The organism is Occultella kanbiaonis (genome assembly GCF_009708215.1).
GTDB classification, from domain to species: domain Bacteria; phylum Actinomycetota; class Actinomycetes; order Actinomycetales; family Beutenbergiaceae; genus Occultella; species Occultella kanbiaonis.
In genome coordinates, this window is the sequence record NZ_CP046175.1 from 1,251,137 (window position 1) to 1,264,382 (window position 13,246).

The following is a 13,246-nucleotide window of genomic DNA, read 5'->3' on the forward strand; positions in this document are numbered from 1 at the left end:
GGTGGACGCAGCGGCACCAAGTTCGTGTGATCCGATGCCCAGTCGGTCGCTGGAAGGCCGACGCGTGGACGCGGAGACGAGCATGATGGGGGACGAGTTCGAGGTCACGGCGCTCGGTGTGCCGATGCCATCGTGACCGGGGAGGAGCGGACGATGGGCGTGGTGAGCCCCGGCGCAGGCGACGGTTTCGGCATGCCGCGTGTCCCGATCGGGTTCGTCCCGGCGCCCGAGGTGCGTCGTGCGCTGGACTCGGTGCCCTCACTCGTGGTGTTCCGCAGCCCCCGCGGGTGGGGCAAGACCAGCACGGCCTCGCACTGGCTGCGCCAGCACGGCTCCGGGTACGACCGGATCTGGATCAATGTGCCGAGCCGGGAGGTCGGGCGTGAGGAGTTCTGGCGGATCGTCCACCGACGCATCCGGGACGCCGGTCTCGGGGACCTGGCCGGCTCCGACACCTGGGACGACGTCCACCGCACGATCTACGAGCGAGCCCGCCACCTGGTCCTCGCGATCGACGGGCTGCACCACGTCACCGAGCCCGGGGTCGACGAGGAACTCCTGGCGCTGGTCAACGAGAACGAGTCGTTCCACCTGTTCGTGATGATGCGTGACGAGCGACCGATCGAGACCCTCGCGAAGATCACCGCGGACGGCGTCGTGTTCCGCGTCGCACAGCTGACGCTCGGGACGGCGGAAGTGGCCGACCTGGCCGAGGCGGCCGACCTGCCGGTCAGTATCGCGGAGGCACAACGGTTGCGGACCGAGCTCGGCGGCTGGCCGGCTCTCGTGCGGGCCGTCCTGCTCGAGTCGACCCGCGGCCCGGACGGCGAGCTCCGGGTCGACTGGTCCGCCGTCGAGAAGTACACCCGGCTGGTGCTGTCCGATCCCGACGTGGCCGCGACCGCCCCGTTCGTGATGGCGATCGCCGTCCCTCGTGAGTTCACCGAGGACGTCGCCGCGCACGTCCTCGGCCGTGCGGTTGCGGACCGGGCCTTCGGCTACCTGACCGGCTCCGGTCTACTCACCAGGTCGGCGGCGCCCGGACCGCCGTCCTACCACTACTCGAGTGTCGTGCGTCTCGCCATCCTGCGTGTGTACGCCGAGAGCGACCCCGAGGGGTATCAGCGGGCCAACCGGGAGATGGCCGCGTGGTACCGCGAACGCGGCGTGGCCGACGCCGCCCTGGAACACGCGGTCCGGGCGGAGGACTGGCCCTCGACCGCGTCCATCATCGAGGCGTACTGGGTCGAGCTCGTCTCGGGCCACCCCGACCAGGTCCGCGACGCGCTCGGGCGGCTTCCGGCTGCACTGGTCCGGGGGAGTGCACGCCTGCTGGTCGCCCGCGACTACATCCTCAACGTGGACACCTCCGAGCGCTCGGTGTCGGCCCTGAGGGCGGGCCTGCTCGATGTCGACTCCGATCCGGGACGCACCGGGGAGCTCCGGCTCTCGCTCGGACAGGTCCTCTCACTGCGGTCCACGGGCCAGTACGAGGTCGCCCGCGAGATCGTCGAGCGGCAACGCGTCGACCTGCTCACCGCGGACGGGGCCTGGACCGAGGACGTCCTGTCCGAGATGCCCGAACTGCTCCTGCAGTGGAGCATCACGAGACTCTTCGGCGCGGACACGGTTGGCGCCGCGTACGCGTTCCGGGAGGCCTACCGGTGGGCCGGGGAGCGGGGGCTGACCCCGGCCAAGCGGGAGGCGGGCGCAGGGTTGGCGCTCTCGCTGGCCATCCTCGGGCACACCCTCGGTGCGCAGCGTTGGTTGACGCGCGTGGCCGGCCTCCCGCTGTCCGACGAGGCGGAGCCGAGCACGCTCGAGCACCTGAGCGTGCGGTTCGTGCACGAGATCATCGACCTGGACTCGCTCCGTCTCGAGGTCGGCCCTCAGTGGCGCGAGCCGAGGCTACCGGTGGCCCTCGCGGATCTGCGGGCGATCGCGCTCCAGTTGCACGCGAGCCGGTCGATGCACTCCGGGAGCCGGTTCGACTCCATCGGCATGCTGGAGAGCTATCGGCAGCAGTTGCGCGAGCAGGGCAAGGGACCCGGTCTCGCGGACAACGTGGTCGTGACCTCACTCGTGGATCTGCTGGTCCAGACCGGTCAGGCGGACCGTGCCCGGGCGATGCTCACCGAGGCCGATCCCAACAGCCCCTGGCAGCGCCTGGCCCACGCCCGGCACTCGCTCTACGCAGGCGAGTTCGAGGAGGCGATCGCGTTCACCGACAATGCGGTCGCCCAGGCCGGGGTCCGGCCCCGGACCTCCCTGCACCTGGCACTGCTGCGCGCGAGCGCATCACACCGGGCCGGTCTGGCAGATCAGGCCGCGGACGCACTGCACCTGGCGATCGCCGTGGCCGAGCAGAGCGGGCAGCTGCGGCCGTTCCTCATGGTGCCGCGCGCCGACCTGGAGGAGATCGGCGCTTCGATGCCCCAGGCCGCGGAGTTCCTCTACCGCCCGGAACTCGTCGACGCCCCGGAGCTCTTCCCCGCCCCGCACGAGGCGATCCGGCTCAGCGAGCGAGAACTGCGGGTGCTCACCGAGATCGCGCCAGGGCTGTCCCTGTCCCACGCGGCCCGCCGGCTGTACGTCTCCGAGAACACGATCAAGACCCAGATGCGCAACATCTACCGCAAGCTCGGCGTGCACACTCGCGAGGACGCCATCGATCGCGCCCGTGAACTCGGTCTGCTACCGCCACTGGTGGACCTGGACCCGGTCGACTGATGCGGGTGAGCCGGCGCACGGCGTCGGCCTGACCGTCCGGGGCGACGGTCACCCGCCACCTCGACCCGCGGGGGCCGGCGGCACGTGGCACCGGTTCGTTGCGCGCCCACCCGGACCTCCGCGGACGCTGCCCACGCACATCCTCACCCTTCACCCTTGGCCACACCCGCAGCCACGGCGTTCCGCGGCCACCGAATCACCAAGCGATCACCACGCCAGGAGTGCGCACAACCTCGTCCGATCTGGTGATCTTGTCTCGATCCCACCTGCGCGTCCTCGGTGACGGCGACGCGGTCGTGCGGATCCCGAGTGGCCGGCGAGGCCACCGCCACAGACGCGGCCGCTGTTCCGCTCCCCCGGAACGGCGCCGCAACCCCACAGGGGCCTCGACCGTCTCCCCCACGGCCGGGGCCCCTGTGCTGTCCCGGTCCGTGCGACCGTCCTCCCTCACCCTCTGCGGGTCCGGTTCACCCTGGCCGGATCACCTGCTGTTCATCACCCGCTGCCATTGGTAGCGGCGTCGAGATCTGGTCGGATAGGTGGTGTTCGGCCCGGTAGACCGGTCCGGACCCGCCCGACGCGACTCCAAGCGCGGACCGGCGGTAACGAGTAGGGGCCCCGGTCGTTTCCCCCACGGCCGGGGCTCCTGCTTCGTGTCCGGCCCCGAGCGTCAGGTGATGCGGTACCGACCGGGCGCCGGGTGTGAGCCAGACCGCAGCCCGGGCGGGTCCGCGCGGTTACCGGAAACGGCAGCGATGCCGTACGATGGACCGTTGGGCGTGGCATGTTCGCGGTACCCCCGCGGGCAGGGTGTCACGCTCGTTCGGACCAGCAGGTCGGCACGCACGTCGGCATGCACAGCACAGCAGTTAGCGGAGGACATGGCAAAGAAGGACGGTGTCATCGAGATCGAGGGCAACGTGGTCGAGGCGCTGCCGAACGCGATGTTTCGCGTGGAGCTCACCAACGGTCACAAGGTTCTCGCTCACATCTCGGGCAAGATGAGGCAGCACTACATCCGGATCCTCCCCGAGGACCGGGTCGTGGTCGAACTCAGCCCGTATGACCTGTCCCGCGGGCGCATCGTCTACCGCTACAAGTAACCCCCCTCTCGATCAAGCCGTCGCGAGCAAACCCCACGGGGCGTTGTTCCCGCGCGCGGCGGCAAAGGAAGAGCCATGAAGGTCAAGCCGAGCGTCAAGAAGATCTGCGACAAGTGCAAGGTGATCCGCCGTAACGGAAGCGTGCGCGTCATCTGCGACAACCCGCGGCACAAGCAGCGCCAGGGCTGAACCCCTGACGCGTCCGGCGCACCCGACCAGGGTGACGCCACCAGCGCATCATCAGCTCCGCCGTCGTCCATGAGGGCGTACGCGGCGCAACCCCCGGTCGGAGGCCGGGGCCCGGAACACCGGGACGATGGTGCGGCAGACCTCCGATACTCACAGGAGTGAGAAGAAGTTGGCACGAATCGTCGGCGTCGACCTCCCCCGCGAAAAGCGGCTAGAGGTTGCGCTCACCTACATCTTCGGCGTCGGGCGTACCCGGGCAGCCGAGACCCTGACCTCCACCGGTCTGAGCCCTGACCTGCGGGTCAAGGACCTCACCGACAACGAGATCGTCGCGCTGCGTGACTTCCTCGAGGGCAACTACAAGCTCGAGGGTGACCTCCGCCGCGAGATCGCCGCGGACATCCGCCGCAAGGTCGAGATCGGTTGCTACCAGGGTCTGCGGCACCGCCGCGGCCTGCCCGTGCACGGGCAGCGCACCAAGACGAACGCTCGTACCCGTAAGGGTCCGAAGCGCACCGTGGCCGGTAAGAAGAAGGCCGCCCGCTAGCAGTAGTCCGTCGACCGGCACACCGCCGGTCCGGATCGACGACCTCACCGAAGAAGAAGGAACCCCAGAATGCCTCCCAAGACTCGCCAGGCAGCCGGTGCGCGCAAGCCGCGCCGCAAGGAGAAGAAGAACGTCTCCGCGGGCAACGCCTACATCAAGTCCACGTTCAACAACACGATCGTCTCGATCACCGACCCCTCGGGTGCGGTCATCTCCTGGGCCTCCTCCGGCCAGGTCGGCTTCAAGGGGTCGCGCAAGTCCACCCCGTTCGCCGCCCAGCTCGCCGCCGAGGCCGCTGCCCGCAAGGCGCAGGAGCATGGGATGAAGAAGGTCGACGTGTTCGTCAAGGGTCCGGGTTCGGGCCGCGAGACCGCGATCCGCTCCCTGCAGGCCACCGGCCTCGAGGTCGGCTCCATCCAGGACGTGACGCCGCAGGCGCACAACGGGTGCCGGCCGCCCAAGCGCCGCCGCGTCTGATCTCCTACCTCGGGACCGGGCCGCGGCGGTGACCACCGCCGGGGCCCGATCCCGGGCCACAGCACCACCGCAGTACCGCACGACCCCCTCGACCGGACCGATGGGCGGGGGGCTTTGCATGGCGTCATATGGCGGACGCCTGCCGAAAGGACATATCCGTGCTCATCGCACAGCGCCCCACCCTGACCGAGGAAGTTGTCGACGACTACCGCTCGCGGTTCGTCATCGAGCCCCTCGAGCCGGGCTTCGGGTACACCCTCGGTAACTCCCTGCGTCGGACCCTGCTCTCCTCCATCCCGGGGGCTGCGGTCACGAGCATCCGGATCGACAGCGTGCTCCACGAGTTCTCGACGATCACCGGTGTCAAGGAGGACGTCACCGAGATCATCCTGAACATCAAGAACATCGTGGTCTCCTCGGAGAACGACGAGCCCGTCGTGATGTACCTGCGCAAGCAGGGTCCCGGCACCGTCACCGCGGCGGACATCACCCCGCCGGCCGGCGTCGAGATCCACAACCCGGACCTGCACATCGCGACCATCAACGCCAAGGGCAAGCTCGAGATCGAGCTGACCGTCGAGCGTGGCCGCGGATACGTCTCGGCCGCGCAGAACAAGAACTTCGACGCCGAGATCGGGCGCATCCCGGTCGACTCGATCTACTCCCCGGTGCTCAAGGTCACCTACAAGGTCGAGGCCACCCGTGTGGAACAGCGCACGGACTTCGACAAGCTGATCGTCGACGTCGAGACGAAGCGCTCGATGGCACCGCGCGACGCGCTCGCCTCCTCGGGCAAGACGCTCGTCGAGCTGTTCGGCCTCGCCCGCGAGCTGAACACCGAGGCCGAGGGCATCGAGATCGGCCCGTCCCCGACGGACGCCGCCGTCGCGGAGGACCTGGCTCGTCCGATCGAGCAGCTGGACCTGACCATCCGGTCCTACAACTGCCTCAAGCGCGAGGGCATCCACACGGTGGGCGAACTCGTGGCGCGCAGCGAGGCGGACCTGCTTGACATCCGCAACTTCGGTGCGAAGTCGATCACCGAGGTCAAGGAGAAGCTGGTCGGCCTGGGCCTCTCGCTCAAGGACAGCCCCGCGGACTTCGACCCGACGCTCGTGGCGAACGCCTACGACGACGGCGACGATTTCGACGCCTACAACTGACCTGCCGGTCTTTCCATCTCGTTAGGAACTGAGGAAACATCATGCCCAAGCCCACTAAGGGTCCTCGTCTCGGTGGCGGACCGGCGCACGAGCGGCTGATCCTGGCCAACCTGGCCCAGTCGCTGTTCGAGCACCAGAGCATCACGACCACCGAGGCCAAGGCGAAGCGTCTTCGCCCGCTCGCCGAGCGCCTGATCACCAAGGCCAAGCGCGGCGACCTGCACGCCCGCCGTCAGGTCCTCGCGGTGCTCTCCCGCAAGGACGTGGTGCACACGCTGTTCGCCGACATCGCCCCAGCGATGGCCGAGCGCGAGGGTGGCTACACCCGGATCACGAAGATCGTCCCCCGCAAGGGCGACAACGCGCCCATGGCGGTCATCGAGCTCGTGACGGAGCCGGTCAGCCCGAAGCAGGCCACGGTCCGCGAGGCCGAGGCCGCCACGAGGCGGGACGTCAAGGAGAAGGCCACCGAGGCGAAGGCCGCCGAGGCGACCACGGACGAGGCCGACGACGTCGAGGACGTCGACAGCGACGCCGTCGCCGAGGACACCGCGACCGACGAGGTCGAGGCCGACGAGGCCGACGCCGTCGAGGAGGCTGCGGACGCCGACGAGGCCGACGCTGCCGACGACGAGGCTCCGGCCGAGAAGTAGAACCTCCTCTTCGGAGGACTGAGACACCTGTCGCGGCACGACCTGCCGCGTCCGTCTCACCGAGGGGCCCGCCGGCCAGGATGACCTCCTGGTGGCGGGCCCCTCGCCTTTCGCCCACCGGTGCCCGGTGGCGCCGCGAGGTCCGAGCAGTGCTTGCCCCACTCGCCGACCCGCGCATCCCCAGCGCGACGTACCCTGGATCGATGAGCACCCCCTCGATCATCTTCGTGCACGGCATCCGGACCTCGGCCACCATGTGGCGCGGCCAGATCGAGCTGCACGAGGCCGCCGGGCGCCGGGTCGTCGCGGTCGACCTGCCCGCACACGGGAAGCGGATGGACGAACCCTTCACGCTCGCCGGCGCCCGGGCCGCGATCGACGAGGCGGTCGCGGAACTGCCGGGCCCGCATGTCGTGGTCGGCCTGTCGATGGGCGGCTACATCGCGCTGCACTGGGCGGCCCGAGCGGAACGGCCGCCGGCGGCGATCCTCGCGGCGTCGTGCTGCACCCAGCCGAGCGGCGCCGCGCTGGCGGGCTACCGGGCGGTCGCGGGCGCGATCGAGGCACTGCCCGACCAGGGCCGGTTCCTCGGCAACACCATGGCCAGGCTGACCCTCTCCCCGGACGCGGCCCGGGACGTCAACGCCGGTGGCGTGCCGTGGGGCGTCATGGGCCAGGCCCTGACCGCGATGAACGAGGTGGACACGCTCGCCGACCTGGCCACCATCGAGGCACCGATCTGGTTCGTCAACGGTGCTTGGGACCACTTCCGTACCCAGGAGCGCCGATTCGTGGCCGCCGCGCAGTACGCGCAACTGTGCGTCGTCCCCGGCGCCGGCCACCTGGTCAGCCTCGACCGGCCCGAGGCGTTCGCGCGGCTGACCGGGCTACTGGTGGAGCGGACCCGGCTCGTCACCGCGTGAGTCGGAGGTCTGCTCACTCGGTCCGTAGCGACCAGGCCCGCACCCCACCGATGATGCCGGCGCTGTTGGGCACGATCACGACGTCGTCACCCAGCTTCTCGAGCACGGTTGCGGTCAGCCGACGTGAGTTCCCGCCGCCGATGTAGAGCCGGTCCCAGAGATAGACGGGACGCAGCGCGTCCACGACCCGGCGGATCCGCCGGGACCACTGCGAGTCGCCGAGCCGGAGTCGCTCGTGCTCACCGACGTACTCGTCGTAGGTCAGGCCCCACCGGACCGGCCCCTGGGACAGCTCCTGGTGCGGGGCGAGCATGCCGCCGTCGAAAACGGCGTTGCCGAGGCCGGTACCGAACGTGAGCATCAGCTCCAGGCCGGCACCGGCGATCACCCCGGCGCCGTGGACCTCCGCGTCGTTGAGGACGAGGGCCGGCAGGCCGAGCTCACCGCTGATCGCGGCCCTCATGTCGAACCCCGACCAGGCGGTGACGAGCTCCGGCAGGACCCGGGTCCGCGGACCGGCCTTGGTGACGTAGTGCGGCGTGTGGACCACCACGCCGTGCCGGATCATCCCGGGCATGCCGACAGTCACCCGGCCGGCCGGGGGGAGCCGGCCCGCGAGGTCCGCGATCAGCGAGAGGAGGCGCTCCGGCGGCAACGGGTAGGGCGTGGCCGCCCGGACCGGTTGGGCGTGCATGGTCCCGGCGGCGTCGAGCACCGACGCCTTGATGCCGCCTCCGCCACAATCGACCGCCAGCGTCGCTGGTGTGTCCTGCACGAGCGTGACTCTACCTGCGCCCCGGTCGTGATGGACTTGGGGCGTGTCCCCAGCCAGCGACGCCCAGAACCCGCCGGACCGCGCCACCGCGCCGGCGCGCGAGCCGAGCCCCGCGGCCGGCGAGCGACCCACACCGGCGAGCGACGCCGTCGTACGCGTGCGGCTCGACGTCGCCTACGACGGGACCGACCTCGCCGGCTGGGCCGTCCAGCCCGGCCAGCGGACCGTCCAGGGTGACATCGAGGCCGCCCTCGCCAGGGTGCTGCGGCTGCCGGAGCCACCTCGGCTGACCGTCGCCGGCCGGACCGACGCCGGCGTGCACGCCCGTGGCCAGGTGGCACACGTCGATCTGCCCCGTGGTGCCTGGGAGGCGACCCCAGGACGCAGCGACCGCACCTCCGGGGTCGCCCTCGCGCGAAGGCTGATGGCCGTGCTCGCGCCGGACATCGTGGTGCGATCCGTCACGCCTGCCCCGGACGGCTTCGACGCCAGATTCTCGGCGATCTGGCGGCGTTACTGCTATCGCCTCGCCGACCGGATCGGCGACCGGGATCCGCTGTCCCGCACCGGCGTGACCTGGTACAAGCGCGAACTCGACGTCGACGCGATGGATGCGGCGGCGCGCGCCCTGGTCGGCGAACACGACTTCGCGGCGTACTGCAAGCCCCGCCGGGGGGCCACGACCATCCGGACGCTGCAGGAGTTCCGGTGGCACCGGGACCCCGAGTCCGGGCTCATCGAGGCCCGTGTGCGCGCCGATGCGTTCTGCCACTCGATGGTGCGGGCGCTGGTGGGCGGGTGCCTGGTCGTGGGGGAGGGGCGAGCCGAGCCGGACTGGCCCGCGCTGATCCTCGCCGCGGCCCGCCGCGATCCGCGGGTCACGGTCGCCCCGGCGCGCGGGCTCACGCTCGAGGAGGTCGCCTACCCGCCCGACGGCGAGCTCGCCGAGCGCGCGCGCGTCGCCCGGGCGGTCCGCACCCTGCCGAAGCGGCCCTCCGGGCCGGCCTGACCGGCCCGACGGCGGCGATCGGGTCAGGCCTGGTCGCCGTCCTCGTCGTCGCGGTCCGGGCGGTCCTGGTCCGGCAGACCGTCCTCGTCACCGCGCACGTAGGCGACCACGCCCTCGGGATCGTCCTCGCCGTCGCCATCCTCGTCCTCGCCGACCACGATGTGCATCGCAGCCTCCTCGGCCGAGGCGGCGCCCCCGGCGACGCCCGCGTCCCGGCCCCAGCCGTCCTGCTCGCGGGCACCGTCCCGGACGTCCTCGAGCCGGCCCGCCCGGTCCGCCTGCCGGTACTCGGTCGCGCCGCGCTCCTGCCACGCCTCCGGTCGCTCCTGGGCGAGCTGCTGGTCGTGGCTCTCTCCGCGGGACTCCTCGTAGGCCGTCTCGCCCCAGTGGTTGTTCCGATCGCGCTCCGGCGGTGAGTAGCCCTCGTCGAGCAGGTCGTCCACCGCCCGCGACTCGAGCATGTCCTCACGCGCCAGCTGATCGTTGTCACCCTCGCCGGGCAACTCCGGATCGGTGCTGGTACCTGGGGTCTCCTCGGTTCCGCTCATACCCTCAGACTGGCACCTCCGGCCCGTGCGCGCACCAGGTCCCGTGCGGACCAGGGGCCCGCCCCCACGCTGTCACCCGCCGGACCCGGTTCGCCCCGCCTCGTCGCAAGCGGAATCAGGTTGGCTCGCCCGCGGCCAGGGCAGCATGCTGGGTCCGTGGCACACCTCGAACTGGCCGGGATCGGCTTCAGTCTCCCGGACGGCCGGGTCCTGCTCGACGACGTCTCGCTGCGCGTCGGCGAGGGCGCCCGGATGGCACTCATCGGGCCGAACGGGGCCGGCAAGTCGACCCTCCTGCGGATCGCGACCGGACGATCCGCACCGCACGAAGGCACCGTGACCCACTCCGGATCACTCGCGGTCATGGACCAGTGGGTCGGTCGCGCCTCGGACGAGCGCACCGTGCGCGACCTGCTCGTCGAGCACGCCCCTCCGGTTCCCGCTGCCGTCGCACGGCGCATCGAGGCCGCCGAGGAGGCGATGATGCTCGCCGACGACGAGCCCGCGCAGCTCGCCTACGCGCAGGCGCTCGCCGACTGGGCCGATGTCGGCGGATACCAGCTCGAGGCGGAGTGGGACGAGATCTGCATGTCCGTGCTCGCCCAGCCCTACGACCGTGCGCAGTGGCGCCGCGCGGACAGCCTCTCCGGCGGCGAGGCGAAGCGGCTCGTACTCTCCGCGCTGCTGCGCGGTCCGGCCGACCTCCTGATCCTCGACGAGCCGGACAACTCCCTCGACGTGCCCGCCAAGCGGTGGCTCGAGGAACAGCTGCGGGCCAGCGGCAAGGCCGTCCTCTTCATCAGCCACGACCGGGAGCTCCTGGCCGCGACGGCCACGCAGATCGTGACGCTGGAGCCGGCCGGCACCGGTTCCACGGCATGGATCCACGGAGGTGGCTTCGCGAACTACGCCCAGGCGCGCAACGACCGGATGGCGCGGTTGGAGGACCTGCGCCGGCGATGGGACGAGGAGCATCAGAAGCTGCGCGCCCAGATGCTCATGTACAAGCAGAAGGCGTCCTACAACGCCGACATGGCCTCGCGCTATCAGGCCGCCCGGACGAGACTCGAGAAGTTCGAGCAGGCCGGGCCACCGCAGGAGGTCACCCGGGACCAGCACGTCACGATGCGGCTCACCGGCGGCCGTACGGCAAAGCGGGCGGTGGTGTGCACCGGGCTCGCGTTGGACGGACTCACGCAGCCCTTCGACCTCGAGATCTGGTTCGGTGAGCGCGTCGCGGTGCTCGGTGCGAACGGCACCGGCAAGTCCCACCTGTTGCGGCTGCTGGCCGGCGGCGGCACCGACCCGGACGTGGAGCACAGGCCGGTCACCGACGTGCTGCCCGCCCCGGTCGCGCACACCGGGCGCGCAGTCCTCGGCTCCCGGGTGCTGCCGGGCTGGTTCACGCAACAGGCGCTCCCGCCGGCGCTCGTCGGCCGCACCCTCGTGGAGATCCTCGGGCGTGGGGAGGGACGCAGGCGCGGCATCCCACGGGAGCAGGCGGGCCGGGTCCTGGACCGGTACGAGCTGGCCGCTGCCGCCGAGCAGAGGGTGGAGACGCTGTCCGGCGGGCAGGTCGCCAGGCTGCAGATCCTCCTGCTCGAGCTCGCCGGCGCGACCCTGCTGCTGCTCGACGAACCGACCGACAACCTTGACCTGCATTCCGCGCAGGCGCTGGAGGCGGGCCTGACCGCGTTCGAGGGGACGGTCGTCGCAGTGACCCACGACCGATGGTTCACCCGGACCTTCGACAGGTTCCTGCAGGTGCGGGCCGACGGGCGGGTGCTGGAGACCGATGAACCGGTATGGTCCGATGACGGAGCGCTCCGGCGCCGCTGAGGTACTCCCTTCCGCGGCAGCGGCGTGACGAACGTCGCTCCGGCCGTGACCCATCTCGCTTTGACCATGACGCCAGGCTCGGAGTACTCTGTGGAGTCGTTGTGCGTCCGCGTTCGCTGGTCGGTGCCTCCCACTCACCGCATCGCGCGTGATGATGACGCTCACCAACCACCGAAGTGACCATCCGGTCCACTGTGTGTCCGCGCCCCGCGAGGGACCGAGGGGGCAGGCAGCGTGCCGCAAGCAGACCAGCAGAGAAACGAAGGCTACGACCGTGCGTACGTACACCCCCAAGGCAGGCGAGACCGAGCGTAATTGGTACGTCATTGACGCTGCCGACGTCGTCCTCGGCCGTCTGGCCACCCAGGTCGCCACCTTGCTCCGGGGCAAGCACAAGGCCACCTTCGCCCCGCACGTCGACGGCGGCGACTTCGTCATCGTCATCAACGCGGAGAAGATCGCGCTGACCGGTGCGAAGCGGGAGAACAAGCTCGCCTACCGCCACTCCGGTTACCCGGGTGGTCTGCGGGCGACGAACTACGCCGAACTGCTTGAGAAGCACCCCGAGCGGGCCGTCGAGATGGCCGTCCGGGGCATGATCCCCAAGACCCGCCTGGGCCGCGCCCAGATGCGCAAGCTGAAGGTCTACGCCGGCGCGGAGCACCCGCACTCGGCGCAGCAGCCCACGACCTTCGAGATCACCCAGGTCGCGCAGTAGCGCCACCCGCGCTCACTGCCGCGAACAAGAACTAGGAGAATCGTGTCCGAGACCATCACCGAGATCGACGAGCTCGAGGGCGAAACCCCCTCGTCGTACACCACCGAGACCACGGCTGCCGAGACCACCGGCGCCGGCCGCTCGCTGACCGCCCCCGGCGCTGCCCTCGGCCGCCGCAAGGAGGCCATCGCCCGCGTGCGACTGGTGCCCGGCACCGGGACCTGGAAGGTCAACGGCCGTACCCTCGAGGAGTACTTCCCGAACAAGCTGCACCAGCAGCTGGTGGGTGCACCGTTCACGCTGCTCGACCTCACCGGCCGCTTCGACGTCGTCGCGCGCATCACGGGCGGCGGAGTGTCCGGCCAGGCCGGCGCACTGCGGCTGGCCATCGCGCGGGCGCTGAACGAGATCGACGGCGAGTCCAACCGCGCCACGCTCAAGCGGGCCGGCTTCCTCACCCGCGACTCCCGAGTCACCGAGCGCAAGAAGGCCGGTCTCAAGAAGGCCCGTAAGGCCCCCCAGTACTCCAAGCGCTGATCGGCGCAGCACTACCATCGGCCCCGAACGACCCC

Annotated in this window: 14 protein-coding genes; 12 read left to right on the forward strand and 2 right to left on the reverse strand. The window is 70.8% G+C overall.

Annotated features, from left to right (window positions below):
* The first annotated feature begins 153 nt into the window (after positions 1 to 153).
* The 8 genes from GKS42_RS05525 (at position 154) to GKS42_RS05560 (ending at position 7,785) form a co-directional block, all read left to right on the forward strand.
* Positions 154 to 2,730, forward strand: coding sequence for a helix-turn-helix transcriptional regulator (locus GKS42_RS05525; protein ID WP_154792939.1), 2,577 nt, complete (start codon positions 154 to 156; stop codon positions 2,728 to 2,730).
* Between the two features lie 881 nt (positions 2,731 to 3,611).
* The gene (gene infA / locus GKS42_RS05530; protein ID WP_133110087.1) at positions 3,612 to 3,833 is read left to right on the forward strand and encodes a translation initiation factor IF-1; all 222 of its coding nucleotides are present in this window, start codon (positions 3,612 to 3,614) and stop codon (positions 3,831 to 3,833) included.
* Positions 3,834 to 3,908: 75 nt separating this feature from the next.
* The gene (gene rpmJ / locus GKS42_RS05535) at positions 3,909 to 4,022 is read left to right on the forward strand and encodes a 50S ribosomal protein L36 (protein ID WP_133110088.1); all 114 of its coding nucleotides are present in this window, start codon (positions 3,909 to 3,911) and stop codon (positions 4,020 to 4,022) included.
* A 169-nt stretch (positions 4,023 to 4,191) separates the two neighbouring features.
* Positions 4,192 to 4,569 carry a 30S ribosomal protein S13 gene (gene rpsM, locus GKS42_RS05540; RefSeq protein ID WP_133110089.1) on the forward strand — a complete coding sequence of 126 codons (378 nt, stop codon included), beginning with the start codon at positions 4,192 to 4,194 and terminating at the stop codon, positions 4,567 to 4,569.
* Positions 4,570 to 4,638: 69 nt separating this feature from the next.
* On the forward strand, positions 4,639 to 5,046 hold the full coding sequence (gene rpsK / locus GKS42_RS05545; protein ID WP_133110090.1) for a 30S ribosomal protein S11: 408 nt from the start codon (positions 4,639 to 4,641) through the stop codon (positions 5,044 to 5,046).
* Between the two features lie 158 nt (positions 5,047 to 5,204).
* The gene (locus tag GKS42_RS05550) at positions 5,205 to 6,209 is read left to right on the forward strand and encodes a DNA-directed RNA polymerase subunit alpha (protein WP_154792940.1); all 1,005 of its coding nucleotides are present in this window, start codon (positions 5,205 to 5,207) and stop codon (positions 6,207 to 6,209) included.
* Between the two features lie 41 nt (positions 6,210 to 6,250).
* Positions 6,251 to 6,862, forward strand: coding sequence for a 50S ribosomal protein L17 (rplQ, locus tag GKS42_RS05555; RefSeq protein WP_154792941.1), 612 nt, complete (start codon positions 6,251 to 6,253; stop codon positions 6,860 to 6,862).
* 203 nt (positions 6,863 to 7,065) lie between these two features.
* Positions 7,066 to 7,785 carry an alpha/beta fold hydrolase gene (locus GKS42_RS05560; RefSeq protein ID WP_168217766.1) on the forward strand — a complete coding sequence of 240 codons (720 nt, stop codon included), beginning with the start codon at positions 7,066 to 7,068 and terminating at the stop codon, positions 7,783 to 7,785.
* 13 nt (positions 7,786 to 7,798) lie between these two features.
* On the opposite strand, the gene GKS42_RS05565 is transcribed toward GKS42_RS05560, so the two are convergent.
* Positions 7,799 to 8,560 carry an ROK family protein gene (locus GKS42_RS05565; protein WP_154792943.1) on the reverse strand — a complete coding sequence of 254 codons (762 nt, stop codon included), beginning with the start codon at positions 8,558 to 8,560 and terminating at the stop codon, positions 7,799 to 7,801.
* Between the two features lie 157 nt (positions 8,561 to 8,717).
* On the opposite strand from GKS42_RS05565, the gene truA reads away from it, so the two are divergent.
* Positions 8,718 to 9,569 carry a tRNA pseudouridine(38-40) synthase TruA gene (truA, locus tag GKS42_RS05570; RefSeq protein ID WP_232848065.1) on the forward strand — a complete coding sequence of 284 codons (852 nt, stop codon included), beginning with the start codon at positions 8,718 to 8,720 and terminating at the stop codon, positions 9,567 to 9,569.
* A 23-nt stretch (positions 9,570 to 9,592) separates the two neighbouring features.
* Here truA and GKS42_RS05575 read toward each other — a convergent pair whose 3' ends face one another.
* Positions 9,593 to 10,117 (reverse strand): DUF5709 domain-containing protein, encoded by a 525-nt coding sequence (locus tag GKS42_RS05575; protein WP_232847942.1) that lies wholly within the window; start codon positions 10,115 to 10,117, stop codon positions 9,593 to 9,595.
* 156 nt (positions 10,118 to 10,273) lie between these two features.
* On the opposite strand from GKS42_RS05575, the gene GKS42_RS05580 reads away from it, so the two are divergent.
* From GKS42_RS05580 to rpsI, 3 genes are all read left to right on the forward strand, one after another.
* Positions 10,274 to 11,956 carry an ABC-F family ATP-binding cassette domain-containing protein gene (locus GKS42_RS05580; RefSeq protein WP_154792945.1) on the forward strand — a complete coding sequence of 561 codons (1,683 nt, stop codon included), beginning with the start codon at positions 10,274 to 10,276 and terminating at the stop codon, positions 11,954 to 11,956.
* A gap of 274 nt (positions 11,957 to 12,230) precedes the next feature.
* Positions 12,231 to 12,674: a 50S ribosomal protein L13 gene (gene rplM / locus GKS42_RS05585; RefSeq protein ID WP_154792946.1), complete on the forward strand. Its 444-nt coding sequence runs from the start codon at positions 12,231 to 12,233 to the stop codon at positions 12,672 to 12,674.
* A 42-nt stretch (positions 12,675 to 12,716) separates the two neighbouring features.
* Positions 12,717 to 13,211 (forward strand): 30S ribosomal protein S9, encoded by a 495-nt coding sequence (gene rpsI / locus GKS42_RS05590; RefSeq protein ID WP_154792947.1) that lies wholly within the window; start codon positions 12,717 to 12,719, stop codon positions 13,209 to 13,211.
* Positions 13,212 to 13,246: the final 35 nt, after the last annotated feature.

Bases quoted from the DNA above. Each gene is read 5' to 3' on its own strand.
- GKS42_RS05525 (WP_154792939.1), top strand. From the start codon at position 154: ATGGGCGTGGTGAGCCCCGGCGCAGGCGACGGTTTCGGCATGCCGCGT.
- infA (WP_133110087.1), top strand. From the start codon at position 3,612: ATGGCAAAGAAGGACGGTGTCATCGAGATCGAGGGCAACGTGGTCGAG.
- rpmJ (WP_133110088.1), top strand. From the start codon at position 3,909: ATGAAGGTCAAGCCGAGCGTCAAGAAGATCTGCGACAAGTGCAAGGTG.
- rpsK (WP_133110090.1), top strand. From the start codon at position 4,639: ATGCCTCCCAAGACTCGCCAGGCAGCCGGTGCGCGCAAGCCGCGCCGC.
- rplQ (WP_154792941.1), top strand. From the start codon at position 6,251: ATGCCCAAGCCCACTAAGGGTCCTCGTCTCGGTGGCGGACCGGCGCAC.
- GKS42_RS05560 (WP_168217766.1), top strand. From the start codon at position 7,066: ATGAGCACCCCCTCGATCATCTTCGTGCACGGCATCCGGACCTCGGCC.
- GKS42_RS05575 (WP_232847942.1), bottom strand. From the start codon at position 10,117: ATGAGCGGAACCGAGGAGACCCCAGGTACCAGCACCGATCCGGAGTTG.